Annotated in this window: 14 protein-coding genes; 4 read left to right on the forward strand and 10 right to left on the reverse strand. The window is 70.8% G+C overall.

What is annotated here, in order from left to right; translation table 11 throughout:
- Positions 1–39 precede the first annotated feature (39 nt).
- On the reverse strand, positions 40–2781 hold the full coding sequence (locus ACIA8K_RS03200; RefSeq protein WP_396054352.1) for a cellulose binding domain-containing protein: 2742 nt from the start codon (positions 2779–2781) through the stop codon (positions 40–42).
- A 1287-nt stretch (positions 2782–4068) separates the two neighbouring features.
- The gene (locus tag ACIA8K_RS03205; RefSeq protein WP_396054354.1) at positions 4069–4491 is read right to left on the reverse strand and encodes a hypothetical protein; all 423 of its coding nucleotides are present in this window, start codon (positions 4489–4491) and stop codon (positions 4069–4071) included.
- Between the two features lie 189 nt (positions 4492–4680).
- Here ACIA8K_RS03205 and hrpA point away from each other — a divergent pair, with 189 nt between their 5' ends.
- On the forward strand, positions 4681–8622 hold the full coding sequence (gene hrpA, locus ACIA8K_RS03210; protein WP_396054356.1) for an ATP-dependent RNA helicase HrpA: 3942 nt from the start codon (positions 4681–4683) through the stop codon (positions 8620–8622).
- Positions 8623–8628: 6 nt separating this feature from the next.
- Here hrpA and ACIA8K_RS03215 read toward each other — a convergent pair whose 3' ends face one another.
- From ACIA8K_RS03215 to ACIA8K_RS03230, 4 genes are read right to left on the reverse strand one after another with little or no spacing between them, the layout of a single operon-like run.
- Entirely contained in the window at positions 8629–8886 is a 258-nt protein-coding gene (locus ACIA8K_RS03215) for a hypothetical protein (RefSeq protein ID WP_396054358.1), read from the reverse strand.
- Positions 8887–8918: 32 nt separating this feature from the next.
- A complete protein-coding gene (locus ACIA8K_RS03220) occupies positions 8919–10268 on the reverse strand; it encodes an adenylosuccinate synthetase (RefSeq protein WP_396054360.1) in 1350 nt (449 codons plus the stop codon).
- Positions 10269–11312 (reverse strand): hypothetical protein, encoded by a 1044-nt coding sequence (locus tag ACIA8K_RS03225; protein ID WP_396054362.1) that lies wholly within the window; start codon positions 11310–11312, stop codon positions 10269–10271.
- A gap of 25 nt (positions 11313–11337) precedes the next feature.
- The gene (locus ACIA8K_RS03230; RefSeq protein ID WP_396054364.1) at positions 11338–12177 is read right to left on the reverse strand and encodes an NUDIX domain-containing protein; all 840 of its coding nucleotides are present in this window, start codon (positions 12175–12177) and stop codon (positions 11338–11340) included.
- A gap of 179 nt (positions 12178–12356) precedes the next feature.
- Here ACIA8K_RS03230 and ACIA8K_RS03235 point away from each other — a divergent pair, with 179 nt between their 5' ends.
- From ACIA8K_RS03235 to ACIA8K_RS03245, 3 genes are all read left to right on the forward strand, one after another.
- Positions 12357–14663: a putative bifunctional diguanylate cyclase/phosphodiesterase gene (locus ACIA8K_RS03235; protein ID WP_396054366.1), complete on the forward strand. Its 2307-nt coding sequence runs from the start codon at positions 12357–12359 to the stop codon at positions 14661–14663.
- A 54-nt stretch (positions 14664–14717) separates the two neighbouring features.
- Entirely contained in the window at positions 14718–16466 is a 1749-nt protein-coding gene (locus tag ACIA8K_RS03240; protein WP_396054368.1) for a bifunctional metallophosphatase/5'-nucleotidase, read from the forward strand.
- Between the two features lie 127 nt (positions 16467–16593).
- The gene (locus ACIA8K_RS03245; RefSeq protein ID WP_396054369.1) at positions 16594–17844 is read left to right on the forward strand and encodes an acyltransferase; all 1251 of its coding nucleotides are present in this window, start codon (positions 16594–16596) and stop codon (positions 17842–17844) included.
- A gap of 28 nt (positions 17845–17872) precedes the next feature.
- Here the strand turns inward: ACIA8K_RS03245 and ACIA8K_RS03250 are convergent, their stop codons facing one another.
- From ACIA8K_RS03250 to ACIA8K_RS03265, 4 genes are all read right to left on the reverse strand, one after another.
- Positions 17873–19957 carry a sigma-70 family RNA polymerase sigma factor gene (locus ACIA8K_RS03250; protein WP_396054370.1) on the reverse strand — a complete coding sequence of 695 codons (2085 nt, stop codon included), beginning with the start codon at positions 19955–19957 and terminating at the stop codon, positions 17873–17875.
- Between the two features lie 193 nt (positions 19958–20150).
- Positions 20151–22007: a carbohydrate-binding module family 20 domain-containing protein gene (locus ACIA8K_RS03255; RefSeq protein WP_396054371.1), complete on the reverse strand. Its 1857-nt coding sequence runs from the start codon at positions 22005–22007 to the stop codon at positions 20151–20153.
- Positions 22008–22170: 163 nt separating this feature from the next.
- On the reverse strand, positions 22171–23805 hold the full coding sequence (gene ptsP, locus ACIA8K_RS03260) for a phosphoenolpyruvate--protein phosphotransferase (RefSeq protein ID WP_396054372.1): 1635 nt from the start codon (positions 23803–23805) through the stop codon (positions 22171–22173).
- Positions 23798–24085, reverse strand: coding sequence for an HPr family phosphocarrier protein (locus ACIA8K_RS03265; protein WP_396054373.1), 288 nt, complete (start codon positions 24083–24085; stop codon positions 23798–23800). The genes ptsP and ACIA8K_RS03265 overlap by 8 nt, the downstream gene beginning before the upstream one ends.
- Positions 24086–24095 lie beyond the last annotated feature (10 nt).

The raw sequence follows: 24095 nt of genomic DNA on the forward strand, positions 1-24095 counted from the left end.
CGGAGGGCGCCCCGTCCCATGGTTACGACCTGGCGCAGGTTACGACCTGGCGCAGGTCACGGCCGGGACCGCGTTGGCGCCGGTCCACGAGCCGAGGAAGCCGAACGTGGCCGACGCGTTCGGGGCGAGCGCGCCGTTCCAGGACACGTTCCGTACCGACACGGCAGTTCCGGTCTGGGTAAGCGTGCCGCCCCAGGCCTGACTGACCGACTGCCCGTTCGCGAACGTCCAGTTCACGGCCCAGCCGGTGGTGGCAGTGCTGCCGGTGTTCGTCACGGTGACCTCGCCCTGGAAGCCGCCGGTCCACTGGCCGGTGACCTTGTAGGCGGCCGCACAGCCGCCGGCCGGGGTCCCGGTCGGGCTACCGGTCGGGGTCCCCGTCGGGCTGCCCGTCGGCGTGCCGGTGGGGCTCGCGGTCGGGCTGACGGTCGGGCTCGCGGTCGGCGTCGGGGAGGACGGGCCGGTCGGCGTGGCCGTGGCGGTCGGCGTGGCCGTGCTGTTCCGGTCCGCGTAGAGGATGCCGCGGCCGTTCGTGCCCAGGTAGACGCGGCCGAAGATCCGCGGGTCGCCGGTCAGCGCGTCGCCGGCGTTGCCGTACTGGTGGGCGTCGTCGTTGATCCGAACCCAGGCGCCGCCCGCGTTGTCCGAACGGAACACGCCTGTCACGCCGTCGACAGTGCCGACCAGATAGACCGCCTGGTACGAGCCGCCGGGCGCCGCCTTGCCGAAGCCGACGTTGATCGCCGAGGTGACAGTGGAGACCTTCGTGAACGACGCGCCGGAGTTCGTGGACCGGAACAGGCCCTCGTCCCCGGTGATCCAGATGTCGCCCTTCGCACCGGCCACGGCCTTGACGTTCACCCGACCGGCCGCCGGCACCGTGGCGGACGAGGCAGTGAAGCTGGCGCCGGAGTTGGTGCTGACGTAGAACACGCCGCCGGACCAACCGTAGAACGTTGCCGGGTTGACCCGGTCCGCCTCGATCTTCGCACCGGCCGGAATGCCCGTCGACTGCGTCCACGAGCTGCCACGCGTGGTCGAGTAGTGCACGTTCGTGCCGTCCGGTGCCCAGACCACGGCGCTGGCGTCCGCGTTGATCGCGACCTTGCCGCCGCCTGTGACGCCGCCCGGCTCCTGGCCCTGGTACCAGGTCTTGCCGCCGTCAGTGGAGACGCCGATCCGGTTGACGTTCGGGTAGTCGGTCTTGTTGACGTTGCCGACCCGGACCATCACTGACGGGTTCAGCTCCGCGAAGTCGAGTCCGGTGGTGCTGCCGAGCGTCGGCGACAGGTGCATGTCGGCCGGGACCGCGTCGAGATTCGCGTGGTGGAAGCCGCCGATGTCGCCGAGCGCGGAGACAAGCGGCGCGCCGGTCGGCGGGCTGACCAGGTCGAGGACAGCGGTTTCCTCCAGGCCCTTCACGAAGGGCTTGATGGTGAACGTGGAGCCGGTGTCCCAGTTCGTCAGCTGCGTGGTGCCGTAGATGGTGGCGCCGGTGCCGTACAGCATGCGGTTGGAGTTGAACGGGTCGATCTCGATTGACTCGTTCATCCAGCCCAGCTTCGGCGCCTGTGAGGGTGCGGTCGGCGTCTCGCCGAAGTCAAGCCAGGGCGCGGAGGAGATGTCCATCGTGTACTTGTTGACCCGGTTCGGATAGCCGTTGTAGTCCCAGATCCGGGTCCAGCTGGCGCCACCGTTCGTGGACCGCCAGAAGATCGCGTCCGGCCACCAGGAGATCTGCGAACCGACGATAAGCGTGTTCGGGCTCTGCCTGTCGATCGTCAGGCCGGAGTAGCCGAAGTACTGATCGGCCGACGACACCGGGACCGGTGAGATGTCCGTCCACGTCCCTGTCCCGGTGCCGAACTTCCAGACCTGGCCGTGACCGCCGTCGTACGGCCCGCCGGTATCACTTGTCGCCAGGTAGAGCTGGTCGTTGACGGTGTCGAGCACGCCCTTGTGCGCGAGATATCCGGTCGGCGAACCGGGCAGGCGCTCCCAGGTCGTACCCCCGTTGGTGGTGCGGTAGACGGGGTTGCTCTTGTCTGCCACGCCGACGTAGATCGTCTGGGTGGCGCTGCCCGCGCTGCCCGTCGACTCGTCGAACGTCACCCAGGTCACGCCCTGGTTGTGGTTGAGATAGCCGTTCGGGTCGGCCGGATCCTGGGCGTAGTTGCCGACGTTGGGGAAGTTCGCAACCTTGGCCCAGGTGACGCCCTGGTCTGTCGAACGCCAGAGCCCGTTGCCGTCCTCCGCGCCGAAGTAGAGAATCTTGTTGTTGTTCGGGTCGATGGAGAGGCGCTCACCCTGGCCGCGGCCGGGCATGTTGCCGCCGACCTTGAACGGCAGCGGCGTGACCTGCCAGGTGGCGCCACGATCGGCCGACCGGATGATCGCGCCGTTGTTCGGGTCCCAGGAGTTGGTGTACATGCCGACGGCCGCGTAGACCCGGTTCGGGTCGACCGCGTCCGTGGCGATGCTCAACACGCCGTTGTAGCCCCAGTTGTTCTGCCCGACCCAGTCGAGCAGCGGCACCCAGTTCTGCCCGGCCTCATTCCACCGGTACGCGCCGCCGATGTCGGTGCGCGCGTAGATCAGGTTCTTCTCCGTGCGGTTGAACACGATGCCCGGCACGAAGCCGCCACCGTCGATACGAACATTTTTCCAGGTGTACGGGTCGGCGGCGGCCGCAAAGGCCTGCTGACCCGCGGCCTGCGTGATCACGGCCACCGCACCGGCGGCGACCACGGCCGCGAGCACGCTTGCGAGTTTCCTGCGCATTGCGGAAGTCCTCTCTCACCCGGCATCCAGCGAACGGCGGGTGACTGACGGATGCGGAGCAGATGAGGATGCGGCGGCGCCTTGCCCAGGGCCGCTGTCGCACCGGTGATGTGGCTCCCGCACCGGTCAGAAAGTGAGATTCACACGCACCCGAAGCGCCTGTCAATAGTTTGCCGAGCCAACAAAAGCTTTCGACACTTTTCGATGGGTTGTCGTGGGCCGGCGCAGCAGCGGACCGTTTTATAGGGATATTTCTGGCGCGAGGCGCGAGGCGCGAGGCGCGAGGCGCGAGGCGCGAGGCTTGGCCGGAACCGCGACGGCGGTTGCGGTCTACCGGCCGGCACGGCCTCGCGTCAGCGGCGGTCGGGGCTTGGCCGCAGGCTGGGCGATCGCAAGGACGGGCAGCGAAGGCGGAGTCCCGAAGGGGTCCAGTCGATCTCGCCTCTTGCTGTCCAGGCCGCGCGGTTCCCGTTCCCAAACCGCGAGACCGCCTCCCAACTGGTGATATCGGGAAAATAGGGCATGAGCGCCCCTGCGCATCGGCCTCAGACCGACGCGAGCCGAAGAGCCGGAACCAGTCGCCATTCCCGCACCGCTGCCGTCGGTTTCGGCTCTTGCGATCACCTCAGCGGACCCCGCGCTGATCATCCGCCGCTGACGCGGCACCTGCTGTGTCCCTACATCCCGACCCGCCTCATGACGCACGTGGCCGCCGACAACCCGACCGGCCGGACTCTCGCCTTCGACGCCGGCCCTTGCGGCCACCCGACCGCAGCCGCAGCGCCCCACCCCCGCTGACGCGGGACCGGCGCGAGCCCCCGCAGACCGCCTGCGCACCGGTTCCCGCTGGACGGCGGCGGTCGCGTGCTCCACGCAGACCGCCTGCGCACCGGTTCCGCTGGACGGCGGCGATCGCGTGCTCTTCCCCGGCCCCAGCGACACCGGCGCGAACCTCCAGCAAGACCGCCCTGCGCACCGGTTCCGCTGCACGGCGGCGATCGCGTGCTCTTCCCCGGCCCCAGCGACACCGGCGCGAGCCCCCGCAGACCGTCTGCGCACCGGTTCCCGCAGGACGGCGGCGGTCGCGTGCTCTTTCCCGGCCCCCGCGGGACCGGCTCCGAGCCGCCCGGCAAGCGGAGCGCCAGCGGAGTCTTGGTGGGCGGCGAGGTTTGCCCGCGGGAGCGTGCGGGCTGGGCCACCGCGAGAGCGGGAAGATCTGGGTTGAGGTCTGTCGTCGCCCTCAGGTGAGCGAAAGCGCCCACGGAAGCAGGCGGGAAGAGCCGGGGCTCAGGCCGCCAGGCTGGGGTCGGCGCCGGGCTCGGGGGAGGCGGACGGTGTCGGGGTGTGCTCGACCGGCGGCGGGCTGAGCGAGGCCGAGGGTGTGATCGAGGCCGACGGCGAGGGGGAGGCGGACGGCGACGCGGTGGTCGGCGTCGGGGAGGGCGTGGGGGAGAGTGACGGGCTCGGGGAGAGCGACGGCGACGGCGGGACCCATGCGTCCGAAATGTCGGAAACGTCAGAGAAGTCGGGAGCGTCGGACGGCTGGACCGCCACGTAGATCGTGCTGATCGACACGACCGGCACCGGCTGCGGCGAACCGCCGGGCACCGCGTCGGCCTCGGCCGTCGCGAACGTGCCGCCGATCCACACGGCCGGGCCCAGCCCGAACGCCACTATCGCTCCGAAGAATAATGCCGGGCCTCGCTCCATGACCTCTCCCCCGCTTCGGCTCCGACGGATGATCATCGCCATCCTTCAGAGTAGATACCGCGTTCCACGCTCGGCGAAGCATTTTTCGGTGAACGTCTGATGTGTGACACGCGCCGCACTACTCACCGGTTCGGCCGGGCGGTAAACAAGTCGGGAAAAGCCGGGGTCCGGCCTATCCTTGACGGCGGTATGCACACGAACCCCGCCGCCGCCCTGCAGCAGCGCCTCCCCCACCTGATGCTCCGCGACGAGCGGCGGCTCCGCCGTCGGCTCGACGGTGTCCGCAAGGTCCGCGACCCGGAGTCCCGGGCGAAGGTCCTGGCGAACATCACCGCGGAGGTCGAGGCCGCGGAGGCGCGCATCGCCGCACGCACCGACAGCCGCCCGGAGATCACCTACCCGGAGCAGCTGCCGGTCAGCGCGCTGCGCGAGGAGATCAGCGCCGCGATCCGGGACAACCAGGTGGTGATCGTGGCCGGTGAGACCGGCTCCGGCAAGACCACCCAGCTGCCCAAGATCTGCATGGAGCTGGGCCGCGGCGCGCGCGGGCTGATCGGGCACACGCAGCCCCGGCGGCTGGCCGCGCGCACTGTGGCGGAGCGCATCGCGGAGGAGCTGAAGACCGGGCTCGGGCAGACCATCGGCTTCAAGGTCCGGTTCAGTGACCAGGTCAGCGACGCCTCGATGGTGAAGCTGATGACTGATGGCATCCTGCTGGCCGAGATTCAGCACGACCGGAATCTGACACAGTACGACACGCTGATCATCGACGAGGCGCACGAGCGCAGCCTCAACATCGACTTCATCCTGGGCTATCTGCGGCAGCTGCTCCCCCGCCGGCCCGACCTCAAGGTGATCATCACTTCGGCGACGATCGACCCGGAGCGGTTCGCGACGCACTTCGCGGACGCGGACGGCAAACCCGCGCCGATCATCGAGGTGTCCGGCAGGACCTATCCGGTCGAGGTCCGCTACCGGCCGGTCGTGGACCCGGACGACGAGGACTCGGACCCGGACCGCGACCAGACGTCAGCGATTCTGGACGCGGTGCGTGAGCTGCAGGGTGAGGGACCTGGCGACATCCTGGTGTTCCTCAGCGGCGAGCGCGAGATCCGGGACACCGCGGACGCGCTCACCAAGGCCGATCTCAAGGAGACCGAGATCCTGCCGCTGTACGCCCGGCTCTCCATCGCGGAGCAGCACCGGGTCTTCGCGGCACACCGGGGCCGGCGCGTGGTGCTCGCCACGAACGTGGCCGAGACGTCGCTTACCGTCCCCGGCATCAAGTATGTGGTCGACCCCGGCACCGCGCGCATCTCCCGGTACAGCCACCGGCTCAAGGTGCAGCGCCTGCCGATCGAGCCGATCTCCCAGGCGAGCGCGAATCAGCGCATGGGCCGCTGCGGCCGTGTCTCCGAGGGCATCTGCATCCGGCTCTACACCGAGGACGACTTCCTCACCCGGCCGGAGTTCACCGATCCGGAGATCCTGCGCACCAACCTGGCCTCGGTCATCCTGCAGATGACGGCGATCGGGCTCGGCGACCTGGCCGCGTTCCCGTTCGTCGAGCCGCCGGACAAGCGGAACGTGAAGGACGGCATCAACCTGCTGCACGAGCTGGGCGCGATCGATCCGGTCGCGTTCGACCCGGCGAAGCGGCTCACCCCGCTCGGCCGCCGGCTGGCCTCGCTGCCGGTCGACCCGCGGCTGGCCAGGATGGTGGTGGAGGCGGAGCGCAACGGCGTGGTGCGCGAGGTGATGGTGATCGCGGCCGCGCTCTCCGTGCAGGACCCGCGCGAGCGCCCGCAGGAGGCGCAGCAGCAGGCCCAGCAGCAGCATGCCCGGTTCACCGACAAGGATTCGGACTTCCTCACCTACTGGAACCTCTGGCGGTACCTGCGGGACCAGCAGAAGGAGCTGTCCAGCAGCGCGTTCCGCCGGATGTGCAAGAAGGAGTACCTCAACTACCTGCGGGTCCGCGAGTGGCAGGACATCTACACCCAGCTGCGCGAGGCGATGGACGTGCCGCGCAACGCGGTGGAGTCCGACGGCCTCGACTCGCAGAAGGTGCACGCCTCGCTGCTCACCGGCCTGCTTTCGCAGATCGGGCTGAAGGACGCGGAGAAGCCGCAGGAGTACGTCGGCGCCCGCAACGCCCGCTTCGTCCTCTCGCCCGGCTCCGCGCTGCACAAGAAGTCGCCGCGCTGGGTGATGGCCGCAGAGCTGGTCGAGACGAACCGGCTCTGGGCCCGGGTCGCCGCCAAGATCGAGCCGGAGTGGGTCGAGCCGCTCGCCGAGCACCTGGTCAAGCGCTCGTACAGCGAGCCGCACTGGGAGAAGAAGCAGGGCGCGGTGATGGCGATGGAGAAGGTCACGCTCTACGGCGTGCCGCTCGTCGCCCAGCGCAAGGTCAACTTCGGCCGGATCGATCCGGTGCTCAGCCGTGAGCTGTTCATCCGGCACGCGCTGGTCGAGGGCGACTGGGTCACTCACCATACGTTCTTCCACGCCAACCGCGCGCTCATCGGCCAGGTGGAGGAACTGGAGCAGAAGACCCGCCGCCGGGACATCGTGATCGACGACGAGACGCTGTTCTCGCTCTACGACGCGCGCATCCCCGCGGACGTGGTCTCCGGCCGGCACCTCGACTCGTGGTGGAAGAAGGAGTCCCGGGGGAACCCCGGGCTGCTCACGTTCGACCGGCAGATGCTGATCAACGCGGGCGCCGGAGGCGTGGACGAGGCCGACTACCCGGACCAGTGGGAGGTCGAGGGCCTCACGCTGCCGCTCAGCTACCAGTTCGAGCCGGGCACCGAGGCAGACGGCGTGACAGTGCGCATCCCGCTTCCGGTGCTCAACCAGGTGCCGCCGGACGCGTTCGACTGGCAGGTCCCCGGCCTGCGCGAGGAGCTGGTCACCGCGCTGATCCGCGGCCTGCCGAAGGCCGTCCGCCGCAACTTCGTCCCGGTCCCGGACCATGCCCGCGCCGTGTTGGAACGCGTCGGGCCGGACGACGGCCCGCTGCTCGAGGTGCTTGAACGCGAACTGCGCCGGATCACCGGCGTCCTGGTCCCGCCGGACGCCTGGGAGGTCGACAAGCTCCCCGACCACCTCCGGATGACGTTCCGGATCACCGACGAGAAGGGCACAGCTGTCGCCGAGGGCAAGGATCTGCGGGCGTTGCGCTCGCGCCTGCGCCCCCAGACCCGCCAGGTCCTCGCGGCCGAGGCCACCTCCATCGAGCGCACCGGCCTGACCACCTGGGATTTCGGCCAGGTGCCGCAAACCTTCCAGAAGCAGACGAGTGGGTACGTCGTGCGCGCCTTCCCCGCGCTCGCGGACGAGGGCCGTACCGTCGGCCTGCGCCTGTTCGACACCGAGGCGGAACAGCTTCGCGCCATGTGGGCCGGCAACCGGCGTCTGCTGCTGCTCGCGCTGCCCGCGCCCACCAAGTTCGTCGCGGACATGCCGAACGCCACGAAGCTCGCGCTGGCCCGCAACCCGCACGGCAGCTTCGCCGCGCTTCTCGACGACGTGATGTCCTGCGCCGTCGACAAGGCCATGACCGACTTCGGCGGCCCGGCCTGGGATCAGGCGGCCTTCGCCACGCTGCTGACCAAGGTCCGCCAGGCCGTCGGTGACGTGCTTGCCGACACCATCTCCTGGGTCGGCCGGGTCCTCGGGGCCGCCTACGCCGCCGAGCAGCGAATAGCCACCACAAGCAAGGCCGCCTCCGGTGGCGGCATGGCCGCGATGATGGTCGTGCCCGCTCTCAACGACGTGCGCACCCAGCTGGCCGGGCTGATCCATAAGGGTTTCGTCACCGAGACCGGCTGGCAGCGCCTCCCGGACCTGGTCCGCTACCTGCAGGGCATCGAGAAGCGGCTGGAGAAGCTGCCGGTCGGCGCGGCCCGCGACGGCCAGTCGCTCAAGCTGCTGGCGGAGGTGCAGAAGGAGTACCAGTGGCTGCTCGCGAACCAGCGCCCGGGCCGGCCCGCCGCCGCTGCGATCACCGAGATCCGCTGGATGATCGAGGAGCTGCGGATCAACTACTTCGCGCCGTCGCTGGGCACGCCGTCGCCCGCCTCCGACGTCCGCCTCTTCCGCGCGATGGACGCCATCCAGCCGTGAGCGGGGTTACCCGCGGACCGGCTGCCCGCACTCCGGGCAGTGCTGGTGCGGGCGTGGCACCGGCGGCGGCTGCCTGCGCCGGGCCCAGATCAGCGTGAACGACACCGCAGCGAACGGGACGAAGCTCAGCAGCACCATGCTCATGAAGTGCACCATGAACTCGTACGGGATGGTGGCGCTGAGCAGCACCGTCCAGATCGCGATCAACGGCAGGCCGATGCCCGCACCGATCGCCAGCCGCCGCGCGTCGAACTGCTCGAACACCGCCGCACCCCCTCGTTCCGCCCGGGGCAAGGCTACGATACCGGCACCCTGTCTTGATCTTCACGGGTGGTGATTTCATCCACTGTGGCCGGTTGTTTGTCGCCCGAACGTGGTCCCCACGAGGTGACCGCGACCGGCACACCGAGCGCGTCCGCGAGCAGTTCGTCCCACGGACGGTCCGGCAGGACCATCTCGGGCCGGGCCGCGTGGGCGAGCGCGGTCAGCCGCCGCTGATGGTCCAGGTCCGCGAACGCGCCCGGCCGTAGGCGGGTGATCCTGGTCCCGCCGGCACGCCAGGCCGTCGCCACCCGGAGCCGCTCGCGGGCCGCGCCGGCCGCGGTGTCCAGGTGCGTGACGGCCAGCGCGTCGAGCCCGCCGCACACCTCGGCCGCGTAGCGCAGCAGCACCAGGTCGAGATGCCCGACCCGGAACGCGCCCTGCCAGCGGCCCGTACCGTTGTGCGGCTCCGGCAGCAGCGGTGCGAGCGACGGATCCTCCGAGGGGAACGGCCCGGCGCCGTGCCGGGTGGCGTAGGTGCGGGTGACGCCGAGACGGCACACGTCACCGCGGTCGACGCCGGCCTCGGCAAGCAGATCGAGCGCGTTCGCAAAGGTGGTGGTGGACCAGGTCGTGTGCGGGTGGAAGCCGCGCCACTCGTCAAGCAGCACGCCCTGGGCCCCCTCGAAGACCAGCCGGCCGCCCGCCGCAAGTCGCGCGATCTCGCCGTCGCCGGTGAGCCGGATCCGGCGGGCGAACGACAGGTAGGCCCGGATCAGCTCGTCGACGCCGGGAAGCGGGCCGGACGTGGGGTCACCCAGCTCGCGGACCGTCGTCGCGGCCCACTCGTGAAGCGCGAGCAACCTGCGGCGCAGCCGGGACGGCGACTCCGTGTCACCGGCACGCAGCGCGAGGTCCGGCTCGTCGAGCGCGTATGCCACGGTCTCGCCCACGCCGATCCCGCAACTGCCGTGCGCGCCGCCGCCCCGGGCCGCCTCCCGCGCCCGGTTCACCACCGCGTGCAGCGGCGTGGTGATCAGCGCCCCCCGGTCCACGGAGATCAGGTCCAGCGGATCCGGCACACCGAGCGCGGACAGCGCCGCCGCCTCCCGGGCCAGCGCCAGCGGCTCCACAAGCGCGTGCCGGGTGAGCAGCGTCGGCACCCCGGCGAACGTCCCGGCTCCGAACTGCGCGAACGTGTGCGACCGCCGGTCCGCCCGCACCACCGTGTGCGCCGCCTGCGCTCCCCCGTTGAAACGCAGCACGGCGCGGACCGGGCGGCCCGTTGCCGCGGACCGCCCGGCGAGCCAGTCGACGATCGTGCCTTTCCCCGCGTCGCCGAAGCCCAGGTCCGCCACGATCACGTGACGCGCCTCCGCAGGCATCTAGACCCACCTGGCTCCGCGCGTGTCCCGGCGGCGGACGACGCTGCGCCGCGCCACCGGGACCCGGCCCGCACCGTCGGCCCGGCCGGCGACCCCGGACAGCGCCCGCTCCACCGAGCGCCCCGCACCGGAGCCCTGCCGGCGCAGGTCGTCAAGCCCCTCGTCCAGGCCGATCGTGCCCTCGCCGATGCCGATGGTGAGCGCGATCGTCTCGCTTACCGCGTCCAGGTCGTCGAGCTCGATGACGTTCTGCCCGAGCAGGTCGCGCCAGTGGTCGAGCACCTGGCGATCACCCGCGTACGACGTACCGCTGGGCAGGATGTAGTAGGTGTCGTACATCTCGCGGACCTCGTCGAAGATGGCCCGGGTGTCGATGTCGCCCTGGAGGCGGTCGCCGATCACCTCGGCGACGCCGCGGCGGCCTCCCCGGTCGTACCCGGTGACCGGGGTGTTGGCGCCGCGGGCGTAGACGCGCGGGTACGCCATCTCGTCGCCGATCACGAAGAGGTAGCCACGCCTGCCGCGCTTCTCCCAGCAGTCGATCGAGGTGTGCCGGGCCATGAAGTACGCCGCGAGCTCGTAACTCTCCGTCTTCTGCCCGCCACCGCCGCCCTCAAGCAGAATCCGGCCGAGCTGCTCGTCCATCCGGTTGTCGGACTCGAACTGACCGACCTGCAGCGGCACCCGGTCGCAGGTGGCATCGCCGATCGCGCCGAACATCAGCTGCGGGTGCTGCACGTAGCCGCGGTCGAGGAGCAGGTCGAACAGCTGGGGAAGCTTCTCCTGGAGTCGGCGGGGCACGTAGCCCATCGAGCCGGTCACGTCGAACAGCACGGCGATGGCCAGGCTCTCCGGGTGCTCGGCGGAGTCGCGCGACTCGCGGACCTCCACCTGGTACGGGTCGAGGTCCGGGTGCGCGGTCCAGTCCTGCCTGCGGCGCGAGGAGCGCACACCGGCGTCGTAGTCGAAGGCGTCCCGCCCGGTGCGGGCCCGGTGGTCCTCGGCCGCGCCGTAGGCGTCGACCGACCAGCGTCCACTTCCCATGACAACTCCTCCTTGAATAGCGTTGTTACCGGATCTGTTCCTCGGTGACGGTCCGCAGCAGCGCGGGGTGCAGCAACGTGGCATCACCGGCGCGGTAGAGCTGGGAGCGCGGGCCGCCGCGTGCGCCGCCGCGCTCGGTGGTGGCACCGACGGACTCGACGAAGCCGGGCACCGAGAGGATCTTGCGGCGGAAGTTGGGGCCGTGCAGCTGCTCGCCCCAGACCGTCTCGTAGACCGCGCGCAGCTCCGCGATCGTGAACGTCTCGCCGACGAACGCGGTGGCGAGCGCGGAGTACTCAAGCTTGGCGCGGGCGCGCTCAAGACCGTCGAAGAGGATCTGCGCGTGGTCGAACGCGAGGCGGCGACTGGTGCCGGGCCGCTGCTGCACGGCACGGCCGGGAATCGCATCAAGCCCCTCCGGCAGGCCCAGGTCCGCGACCGGCACCCAGTCGGCGGACCGCGCGTCGGAGCCGGGCTCCGGGTCGGGCATCTGCGGGCCGAAGCCGAGATATGCGACGCTCACCACCCGCATGCGCGGGTCGCGGCCGGGGTCGCCGTACGTGCCGAGCTGCTCCAGGTGGACGCGGCCGAGACGCTCCGCATCAAGCCCGGTCTCCTCGGCCAGTTCGCGGCCGGCGGCCTCGACGAGCGTCTCCGCGAACGGCTCGCCGTCGTCGGACTGCTGCTTCAGGAAGCCGCCGGGAAGGCTCCACAGTCCCTCGTACGGCGGGGCGTCGCGCTCGACAAGCAGCACGCAGAGCCGGTCGTCGCGGATGGTCAGCGCCACCACGTCGACGGTCACCCCGACCGCGGGATAGTCCCGGGGGTCGTAGGCGGCGAGGAACTCGGCCTCGGAATCCGGCATGTCACGCTCCATCAATCTCAACGTCAGATTTTCTCTTTATGAGTCCATCTCGTTCTGAGCACAACCCTACTACCCGAGGGAGGCGCACGCAACGCCGATCACACCGGGATGTCCTCACCCGCGGCGACCACGAGTCGATACGACACTCAGCGACACGGCGACAGGAGGAGGCGGCCCGCGTGCGTACAGCGCTGTGGCGGGACCCGATCCTGCTCGGCATGATCGGCATCGTGCTGCTGGCCACGGCCGGCTTCTACCTGTGCGCCGGCACGCCGGACTGGCAGGTCCAGATCTTCTGGGTGGCACAGGTCCCGATGGACGCCGCGCTCGCCTACCACGCGTACCGGATGTTCCAGGCCACCTCGGCGCCGCGCCGCCGCTTCTGGGCCGTGGTCGCCACCGCCGGCGTGCTGTTCACGATCGCGGACACCATCCAGACCACCGTCAGCCAGCTCGAACCGGACTCGCACACGCTCGACGGCGGGCCGATCCAGTCCGCCCTGTTCGCGATCGGCCTGGGCAGTGTGGTGGTCGCGATGATCCTGCAGCCGCAGAACACCCGGACGCACCGGGAACGGCTTGCGCTGTGGCTCGACTCCACCACCGTGCTTGTCGCCGGCGCCGTACTCACCTGGTGTTTCGTGATCGACCTGGACGCGCCGGTGGACGCCGCGATGATCACTGTGATCGTGGCCGCGAGCGTCGTGATGGTCTCCGCGTTCGCGGCAGTCAAACTGATCCTCAGCGGCGGGCGGCCGATGAGCAAGCTCGCCGCGTGGCCGATGGCGTTCGCCGGCGTCAGCCAGGGCGTCGGCATCCTGATCCGGCCGGACACCCTCACCCCGGACTCGAACCCGGCCTACCTGGTGCTGGCCCTCCTCCCGTCGCTGCTGATCGCGGCCGGGCCCCGCATCCAGGTGGTGCAGACCCGGCTCAACCCCGAGGTGAACACGCCGCGCCGCCGGAAGCCCTACAGCCTGCTGCCGTACGGCATGGTCGTGCTCACCTTCGGCGTGCTGATCGCGGTGCTGCCGCGCGGCACCAGCCACCAGCTGTGGGGCGCGGTCGCCGGCGTCGCCATGATCACCGTGTTGGTGGCGGCCCGGCAGCTGGCCGCGCTGTACGACAACGGCATGCTCATCGAGCGGCTGGACACCACGCTCGACGAGCTGCGCAGCCACGAGTCGCGGTTGCGCGAGGCCGCGTCCGTGGACGGGCTGACGCTGCTGTCGAACCGTACGCACTTCGGCGAGCAGGTGGTGGCCACGCTGCGGGGCACGACCGATCCCGGCACCGTGGCGCTGCTGCTGATCGACCTGGACGACTTCAAAACGATCAACGACACGCTCGGGCACCCGGCCGGCGACGCGCTGCTTGTCAGCGTGGCCGAGCGGCTCCAGCAGGCGGTCCGCGAGCAGGACCTGGTCGCGCGACTCGGCGGCGACGAGTTCGCGGTGCTGCTGCGCGACGCGGACACGGACACCGCGTCACAGACCGCGCAGCGCATCCTGACCCTGCTCGGCAGGCCGGTGCGGGTGCACGACAACGACCTGATCGTGCGCGCCAGCATCGGCCTCGCAACGGCCGACTGCCAGGACGACCTGGACTCGCTGCTGCGCGACGCGGACATCGCGATGTACGCGGCCAAGGACCGGGGCAAGAGCAACTGGGTCGCCTACACGCGCGAGATGGGCGTGCGGATCCGGGACGGCGCGGAACTCGCCAGCCAGCTCCGCACGGCGATCGACGAGGACCAGCTCTACCTGGTCTACCAGCCGGTGATCCGGCTCGGCACCGGCGAGATCTCCGGCTGTGAGGCGCTGGTCCGCTGGCGGCACCCGGTCCGCGGCCAGGTGCAGCCGTCAGACTTCATCCCGGTCGCGGAGTCGAGCGGCCTGATCGTGCCGCTCGGCCGCTGGGTGCTGCGCGAGTCGGTCCGCCAGGCTGCCCGGTGGCGGGAGCAGGGCATCCGGATGAACGTGAACGTGGCCGGCCGCCAGCTGCGCGAGCCCGGCTTCGTGGACGAGGTGGCGGCAGTACTGTCCACCTCCGGCTACCCGCCGGAGCTGCTGACCGTCGAGGTGACAGAAACCGCGGTACTCTCCGACGACGAGGCGATCGCGGCGCTGCACGCGCTCCGGGCGATCGGCGTGAAGCTGGCGCTCGACGACTTCGGCACCGCCGCCTCCTCACTCGGCCTGCTGCTCACCTGCCCGATGACCACGCTGAAGCTGGACCGGTCGTTCGTCGAGGGCATCACCACAGTCACCCGGCAGGCCGCCGTGGCTACAGCGGTCGCGCAGATGGCGAACGCGCTTGACCTGAACGCGGTCGCGGAGGGCATCGAGACGCCTGACCAGGCCCGGCTGCTGAGCGGGCTCGGCTACGAATTCGGCCAGGGCTTCCTCTTCTCCCGCCCGCTCTCCCCCGCCGACTTCGAGAAGCTGCTGCTCACCGGCGTACCCGGGGAATTGATCTTCTCCTGAGGGGTTATCCACAGGCCTTGCCATCGATGTGCGCCCACGGCCAGGATCGAGGACATGAATTTCTCCCGTCGAAACGTGATCGTCGGATCGATAGCCGCTGGGGCGGCCACCGCCATCCCCGGCACCGCGCAGGCGCACGGCAGGACCACCTACGACCTGACCGTGCTCGGCACCTCGGACATGCACGGCAACGTCTACAACTGGGACTACTTCAAGGACGCGGAGTTCGACGACACCGCGCACAACGACGTCGGCGTCGCGAAGCTGGCCGCGCTCGTGAACACGATCCGGCGCGAGCGGCGCGGCAAGGCCACGCTTGTGCTTGACGCGGGCGACACGATTCAGGGCACGCCGCTGGCCTACTACTACGCGGTCCAGGAGCCGATCACCACCACCGGAAAGACCCATCCGATGGCCAAGGCGATGAACATCCTGCGGTACGACGCGGTGACGCTCGGCAACCACGAGTTCAACTACGGGCTGCCGCTGCTGGCGACGTGGATCAAGCAGCTCGGCTTCCCGGCGCTCGCCGCGAACGCGATCAACGCGAAGACCGGCAAACCCGCCTTCCAGCCGTACGTGATCAAGCAGGTCTCGCCCGGCCGTGGTGCGCCGACGCTGCGGGTGGGCATCCTGGGCCTGACCAACCCGGGCACCGCGATCTGGGACAAGGGCCACGTCGAGGGCACGCTTACCTTCGCCGACCTGGTGGCGACCGCGAAGAAGTGGGTCCCGGAGATGAAGCGCAAGGGCGCGGACATCGTGATCGTCTCCGCGCACTCCGGCGACAGCGGCACATCGTCCTACGGCCCGGGGCTCCCGGTGGAGAATGCGGCCGGCCTGGTCGCCACCACGGTACCGGACATCGACGCGGTGCTCTTCGGCCATGCGCACGTGGAGATCGCGCAGAAGTTCTACACCAACGAGGTCACCGGCAAGCAGGTGCTCACCTCCGAGCCGTCCAAGTGGGGGCAGCGGCTGACCAGGATGGACTTCACGATCTCCCGCGAGCGGGGACGGTGGGTGGTGGCGAGCGCCAGGTCCGCCACGCTGAACACGAACACGGTGGAGGCCGATCCGGTCGTGCTCGCCGCCGTGAAGGAGCAGCATCAGAAGACTGTCGCCTACGTCAACCAGGTGGTCGCCACGTCCACCGGGGAGCTGTCCGCGGCGGAGTCCCGCTACCGCGACACGCCGATCATCGACTTCATCAACCACGTGCAGACCGAGACCGTCGCGGCCGCGGTGGGCACGGCGCTGCCGGTGCTGTCGATCGCGGCGCCGTTCAGCCGGACGGCGGTGTTCCCGGCCGGTGACGTGAAGATCCGCGACGTGGCCGGGCTGTACGTCTTCGACAACACGCTTGAGGCGGTGGAGCTGAGCGGTGCCGAGGTGCGGGCCTACCTGGAGTACTCCGCGAAGTACTTCGTCACGCTCGCGCCCGGCGCGCCGGTGAACCCGGCCGCGATCAGCGACCCGGCCGTGCCTGACTACAACTACGACATCCTGTCCGGCGTCGACTACGACATCGACATCGCGAAGCCGGTGGGCTCGCGGATCACCCGGCTGGAGCGGGCCGGCGTCGCAGTCGCGGACACGGACCGGTTCGTGATCGCGGTGAACAACTACCGGCGGTCCGGCGGCGGCGCGTTCCCCGGCATCACGAAGACGCCTGTCTACAACGAGCAGAAGGAGATCCGTCAGCTGCTGATCGACTGGGCGCAGGCGCGCGGCACGATCGACCCGGCCGACTTCTTCGTACCGAACTGGAAGCTGGTCCGCGAGGGCGTGTCGGTCTTCTAACACCGGAAGGATCGTTCGTCCCCCTCGCCCGGGGGACGGACGGTATCCAACGGATTACTCGACCTTCCTCGGCGTCACGCGGCACGGCTACCGTTGCGCGGCCACAGCCCCGAGCACGAAGGACACCATGGCCGCCCGCGAACGCTACTTCGACCTGTTGCGAGCGATCGCGATCGCCCGTGTCGTCACGTACCACATGTTCCCGCTCACCGCGCTTGAGCTCGGCTTCCCGTCGATGGGCGTGATGTTCGCGCTCGGCGGCTCGCTGATGGCGCTGTCCCTGGACAAGGCCGCGGCCCGCGCGGCGCAGGGCCACACTGTGATCATCAGTCGGCTGCGGCGCCTCCTGCCCGCGCTCTGGGTGCTCGGCGCGGTCGCGGTCCCGGTCATGCTGCTGCACGGCTGGGAAGACCCGCCCTGGGCGCAGCTGCTCTTCTGGGTGCTGCCGCTCGCCGACCCGCCGTCCAACGAGTTCGGCGCGGAGGCGGCCGGTCCGCTCTGGTACCTGGTGACGTACCTCTGGCTGGTCGTGTTCTCCCCCGGCCTGCTCTGGCTCTACCGCCGCGCGCCGCTGCCGGTGCTCGTCGCGCCGCTTGTGCTGCTCGGGCTCATGCTTGTCACGCCGCTCGGGCTGCCCGAGCTGGTGGAGCGCACCGCCGGCACCGTGCTGGCGTTCGCGACCAGCTGGATGCTCGGCTTCGCGCACCGGGACGGGCATCTGCGCCGGCTGCCGGGCGCGGCCACTGTCGTCATCGCGGTGGCCTGCGTCGTCGGCGCGCTCGCCTGGTGGCAGGCCTACCCGGACGACGAGGGCGGCGGCATCACCGACCTGCCACTCGCCTACGCGGTCTTCTCGGCCGGGTTCACGCTGATGCTGCTGCGCTGGACGCCGCCGACCGGGTGGCTGGCCCGCGCGCGGTTCCTCGACGCGCTGGTCACGTTGATCAACGCGCGGGCCGTGACGATCTACCTGTGGCACAACGTGGCGATCACCGCCGCGATCGTCGCCGGAAACGCGCTTGAGCTGTGGAATCTCGGGCCGGTCGGCGAGCAGGGCGGCACGTTCCTGATCGCGCTCGGGCTGCTGTCCGCGGTGGTGCTGATGATCGGCTGGGTCGAGGACGTCTCCGCCAAGCGGCCGCCCCGCCTGCTCCCCCGGCCGACAGCGGCATCGACACCGGAACCGGCACCGGCACCGGCACCACACCAGCCGCAGGCAGCTCACGGACCGGCGGCACATCACGGATCGGTAGCCACACACGGGCCGGCCGCCGCACACGGGCCGGCCGCGCCACATCAGCCGTCCCCGCCGGGCCCGGCGCCGGCGACGGCACGGATCGAGGATCAGCCCACGCAGCGACTGACGCCCCGGCCGTGAGGACCGGGGCGTCAGGAGCGACAGTCGATCAGCCGGCTTCGGCGTACGCGCGGCCGCCCTCGGTAAGCGTCTTCGCGCCCGGGTCGTAGAGCCCGTTGCCGAAGTCGGCCGCGACCGGCAGCGAGAACCAGGCGTACCGCTCGACGTACGGCAGGCGCTCCATCATCGCGGTGGACGCGTCGATGAACGCGGCCTGCTGCGCGCCGGTCGGGAACTTGGGCGTGCCGGAGAAGTTGATCAGGCCGTACTCGGTGACCCAGATCGGCAGCCCGTACCTGTCGTGCACGCTCTTGATGTACTGCTCCAGGTGCCCGGCAGCGGCCACGCTGAAGTCCGAGCCGTACCAGTGCAGCGTGATGAAGTCGACCTTGTAGCCCTTCGCCTTCGCGCCGGTCATGAACCGGTCCAGCCAGCCGCCGGCCGCGTCGCCGCCGTAGGCCACGGACGGGCTGCCAAGCCGCTTGCCGGTCGCCTGGATCTGCGGCCACAGCTCCAGCGCGCGCTCGACGCTCATCTCCGCCTGCCCGGCCAGGTCCGGCTCGTTGAAGCCGAGGATCGTGTCCCCGTTCGCCTTCGCCTGCGCGAGGTTGCCGGCGTTCACCGAGTCAGCGCCCCAGATCATCGGCACGAACTCGACACCGGCCGGCGCCTTGACCTGGTCGGGTCCCGCGCCCCAGGTGTAGTACCAGGACGCGCCGACAGCTGTCATGCCCGGTCCGACGCCGGCGACCTGCCAGGTGCTCACGCCCTTCTTCGACGACGCCTCCACGGCCACCGGCGCGGCCGGGACCTTGGTGCTCGGCGTCGCGGACGGCGTCGGGCTCGCGCTTGGCGACGCCGACGCCGACGGGCTGGCCGACGGGGACGGCGACGGGCTGGCGCTCGCGGACTCGACCGGCAGCACCACGGCCGGCGGCGGCTCCTGCGCCGTGGTGTCCGGCTCCTCGTTCCCGGTCAGCGCGAAGACGCCGCCCGCGGTGATCACGGCGGCCGTCGCGATCGCCGCCGCGATCGGCTTCAGGGTCAGAAAACCCCCAAAAGCAGCCTTCGCGGGTACGGCGTGCACGCTCGCCTGCCCGGCGGAGGCGAACTCCGGGCGGGCGAGCACGTGGGTGGCGGTGGTGCCGGGGTCCCCGGCCATGCTTATCGGCGTGGTCGCATCGTGCGGCACCGCCTCGTACCCCGGGTGGTGGCCGAAGGCCTGGTCATGCCCGAAGGCCTGGTCATGCCCGAAGGCCTGGTCGTTGCCGAAGGCCTGGTCGTAGCCGTGGCCGTCGAGCCCGGGACCGCCGGCGTGCGCCCCCGCCGCGGCCGCCGCGCTCTGCAGCGCCGGCTCCAGCAGGTAACCCGGGATCGGCACCAGCGCGAGACCGGCCAGCAGCCGTTCCGCGTCGACAAGCTCGACCCAGGCGCGGGCGCACTGCTCGCACTCGCGGGTGTGCCGGGCGAAGCGCTTCCGCCACAGCGGCTCGGGCCGGCCGTCCCAGCCGATCGCCAGCAGTGTCAGGTCCGGGCAGGCCGGGTGGGCGCGCAGCGCACGGACCACCACGCGGGCGGCCTCCAGCTGCGCCTTCATCCGCTGGACGCGGACCGCGGTGTGCTGCTTGGTGAGGCCGAGCGCGGCGGAGACCTCCTCGCGGTCCAGCTCGCCTGCCGCCTCCAGCCACCAGAGCGACAGCAGCTCACGGTCGTCCGGGTCGAGCCAGCGGGTGGCCTGGGCGACCTCCTGCCGCTGGCCGGACAGGCCGAGCCGGACGATTGTCAGGTCGACGAAGTCCGCACCCGGGTCCGCCACGTCGTCCGGCATCGCGTCCGCCGGGTAGGCGCGGGTCAGGTCGCGGTGCCGGTCGCGGACCAGCCGCATCGCGATCGCCACCACCCACGACCGGAACGCGGACGGGTCGCGCAGCTCGGGCAGGCTGTGCACGACGCGGAGCATGGTCTCCTGGACCACGTCGTCCACGTCCGCGTGGCCCTGCAGCGACCGGCCGACGATGTTGTAGACGAGCGGCAGGTAGCCGGCGATCAGCCGGTCCAGTGCCGCCGCGTTGCCCGCCCGGGCCGCCTGCACGGTCGCCGGATCGACGCCGTCACGCCCCTCTGGAGTCCACATCCCGCACCCTCTCCTCGGTTGGCCATCCTGGCGCAACTCGCTGGAACTGACCAGGGCCGCGCGGACAGGAGACGGGTCGCCCCGGCACCGATAACAGGAAACTGGACGAGATTTTTTCGCGGGACGTACGACGGTGGCCGTCTCCGGTCCGGAAACGGCCACCGCCCTCGAGCCGGGATACGGAGCGTTTCCGCTACTTCCAGGTGTCGCTGCGGGTCAGGGCGCCGCCCGCGCCGGTGGTGAAGGTGCGGTTCGCCCCGGATTCCCAGGTGACGGTGCCCGTCCCGTCCTTTTTGAGGTATTTGTACTCCACCGCGGTGTTCGGCGGCAGGCTCACCGTCCCGGACCAGACCGGGTAGGCGGCCGAGGAGAGCGGCACCGCGGCCGCGGTGTTCCAGGCGCCGAGCGCGGACACGCTTCCGACCACGAACACGTTCTGGCCCCAGATCGTGGTCGCGTTCGCGTTGAACGTGACCGCGACGTTCGAGGCCGGCGGCGGGGTGGTGCTTCCCCCACTTGACCGCGAGCCCGCGTGGATCGCGAACGCGCCGTTCGCCGGAATCGTGACAGCGGCGTTCCCGCCGGAGACCGCGACCGATGAGCCGGTGCAGCCGCTGCCGGTCGCGGCGCCGGAGATCACGTCGCAGTAGACACCGTCCGGCAGCCCGGTCCGGTAGGAGGCGGTGGACGCGCTGCCTGACGCGTTCAGCCCGAACCAGCCGAGCGCGCCGCGCCGGAACCCGATCACGTTGCTCGCCGTGGTGGTGAAGTCGGAGACAGTTGTGGCGGCCGCTGTCGCGTTGTGCCAGCCGACCATGCCCTTGATCGCCGGCGACCGGTGCAGGCACTGCCATGTGCCGTTCGCGCAGTTCGCGTTCGTGACGACGCCGTTGCCGCCCGCGGGCGGGGACGCGCCGGTGTTCGAGGTGCTGAACGTGAATCCGTCGTAGAGGAACGGCTGCCCGTACGGGTAGGCGAGCAGGAAGTAGTTCGCAAGCGTGTACCGCGCGCCGTCCTGGTAGCGCAGCGTGGTGCCGTCCCGCTCCAGGTCGTGGTTGGTGATCATCGCGGCGGTCTGGTCACCTGTCGCGTCCAGGCTCCAGGACGGGATGCTCGCCAGGTTGTTGAGCGTGCCGTTGGTGAACTGCGTCTTCAGCCCCATCGCGTAGGAGAAGCCGAGCACGTCGCCGTTGGACGTGAACGCGGCCGGCTTCAGCTCCGGGTTGGTGGCGCCGGTGAAGATCTCCTGCGCGATGTACGGCGCCCGGCCCTCCGCCGTGGTGGTGCGCAACTGCGCCCGGATCGCGGCGAAGTCGGCGAGCGCCACGTGCTTGGCCGCGTCCACCCGGAACCCGTCCACACCCAGCCCGATCAGGTCGTTCAGGTAGGCGGCGATCTTCGTGCGTACCGTGGCGCTCTGGGTCTTCAGGTCCGAGAGCGAGAGCAGCATGCAGTTCTGCACCTCGGACGTGTTGTTCCAGTCGTCGATCACCGCGTCCTCGTCCGCGCAGTAGCCGTCGTTCGCGTGGTGGAAGTCGTCATACGCGTACGGCACCGCGGGGTAGCTGTACGCCGACGGGTTGAACGTGGACCCGCCGTACGTGCCGGTGGTGGTGTTTGTCGCGCCGGCCGTGTGGTTGATCACCGCGTCCACGTAGACGCGCACGCCCGCGGTGTGGCAGGCCGTGACCATGGCGGCGAACCCGGCCCGGGTGCCGAGCCGGCTGGTCAGGTTGTACGAGACCGGCTGGTAGACCTCCCACCACGGGTGTGCGCCGCCGTCGCTCGTGGGAAGGCTGATCGACTCGGCGGGCGGCGCGACCTGGACCGCGCCGTAACCGGCCGGGCCGAGGTGGTCGGTGCACGCGGCCGCGACCGAGCCCCAGTTCCACTCCCAGAGATTCGCGGTGACGTCGCCGCCGTTCAGGGTCGCGGCGGCGGGCGCGGTGCTGGTGCCGGCGATTCCGGTGGCGTGCGCGGTGCCGATGCCGGCAAGTCCGGCGGTCGCCACGGCCAGCGGGACGAGTGCTCGTGCGATGAGTTTCTTCATGTGCGGACTCCGTCCACGGAAACTTCTTGCAGGAACAGTGCAAACCTTGCAAGGCGTTTCAGCAAACTACCGCAACTGTTACCGGCACGTAAAGATGCCCATCCATAAATAAACCCCGCCCCGCCGAGGGGGGATTCGGCGGGGCGGGGCGGGTGAGGAAGGGTCAGGAGACGAGCTTGCGCGCCTGCGCCGGGTCGTCCGCGTCGAGCACGGCCGCGGCCAGCTGCTCGCACTCGGCAAGCGTGCGGGATGCCAGCGAGGCACGCACCGCGGGCAACGACCGCGCCGACATGCTCAGACTGGAGATGCCGAGCCCGGCCAGCACCGGCGCGAGCGCCGGGTCGGACGCGGCCTCGCCGCAGATGCCGACGGACTTGCCGGTCTTCTTGCCGGCCGCACCACAGGCCGCGATCAGCTGCAGCAGCGCGGGCTGCCACGGGTCGAGCAGCTCGGCAAGGGTGCCCACCTGCCGGTCTGCCGCGAACGTGTACTGGCTCAGGTCGTTGGTGCCGATGCTGAGGAAGTCGACCACGCCGAGCAGGCGCTCGGCCCGCAGCGCCGCGGCCGGCACCTCGATCATCACGCCGGCCTTCGGCAGGCCCGCCTCGTGCACGAGCGCGGCGAACTCCGCGGCCTCGGCCACCGTGGAGACCATCGGCGCCATCACCCAGACGTCCGCGTCCGTCTGCATCGCGGCCTGGGCGATCGCGGCCAGCTGGGTGGTGAGCACCTCCGGACGCTGCCGGGCGATGCGCAGGCCGCGCACGCCGAGCGCCGGGTTCGGCTCGCCGTCCTGGTGCAGGAACGGCAGCGGCTTGTCCGCGCCCGCGTCAAGCGTGCGGATCACCACGCGCCGGCCGGCCATCGCGGCGAAGACCTCACGGTATGCGCTTACCTGCTCGTCCAGGCCGGGCTCGCGGGTCCGGTCCAGGAACAGCAGCTCGGTGCGGAACAGCCCGACGCCCTCGGCCTCGGTCGCCTTGGCCGCGTCCTTGCCGGAGCCCACGTTCGCCAGCAGCGCGACCGCGTGGCCGTCGGAGGTGCGGCCCGGGCCGGTGGAGCCCTCGATTGCCGCGGCCTTCTCCTCGGCCGCGGCCCGGACCGATTCCACGGTCTCGGCGGAGACCCCGGTCTCGACGCGGCCGCTCGTCCCGTCAAGCGTGACGAGCGTGCCGTCCTCGATGTCCAGGACGCCCTTGCAGGACACCACCGCGGGCAGCCCGAGCGCGCGGGCCAGGATCGCGGTGTGGCTCGTCGGCCCGCCGTCCGCGGTGATCAGGCCGACGACCTGCTCCGGGTCGAGGTCCGCGGTGTCGGCCGGGGCCAGGTCACGGGCGGCCAGCACGTACGGGTGGCCCGGCTGCGGCACGCCCGGCATCGGCCGGCCGAGGCAGACCGCCACGGCCCGGTCGCGCAGGTCGTCCAGGTCCGCGACGCGCTCGGCGAGGTAGCCGCCGGCCGCCTCGAACGCCTCCCGGTGGGTGGCGAACGCGGCGTCGATCGCGTGCACCGCGTCCGTACCGGCCTCGATGCCCTCCTGCACGGCCTCGCGAAGCATCGGGTCGTCCGCCATCATCGCCTCGGCGCGCAGCACCTCGGCGACTGTGGCGTCCTTCGCCCGGTCGGCCCGCCGGCCCAGGTCGGCGACGACCTCGGCCAGCGCGGCGAACGCCTTCTCGACCTCGGCCGCGGTGTCCGCGACCGGCGCCGGCTCGGGCAGCGCCGGAACGGCGGCGATCCGCAGCAGCGGACCGGCGGCCGCACCGGCGCTGACGCCTATGCCGGTCAACTCAGCCATTGGCCGGCTCCTCGGCGTCCAGGTCGCTGGCGAGCAGGTCGGCGAGGCTGTCCAGCGCCGCGTCGGCGCCCTCACCCTCGGCCGCCAGGACCACCTCGGTGCCCTTCTTCGCGCCGAGCGACAGCACGGAGAGCATGCTGTTCGCCGGGACGGCGCGCTTCTCCCCGACCTGGATCGTCACCTTGACCGGCGCCGCGGCGGCAGCGGCCTGAACGAAGAGCGCGGCCGGGCGGGCGTGCAGGCCGCTGGCGGATCCGACGGTAACGGTGCGCGTAGGCATCGGTGCCTCC

Source organism: Catenuloplanes sp. NPDC051500, from assembly GCF_044454585.1.
Classification (GTDB): Bacteria; Actinomycetota; Actinomycetes; order Mycobacteriales; family Micromonosporaceae; genus Catenuloplanes.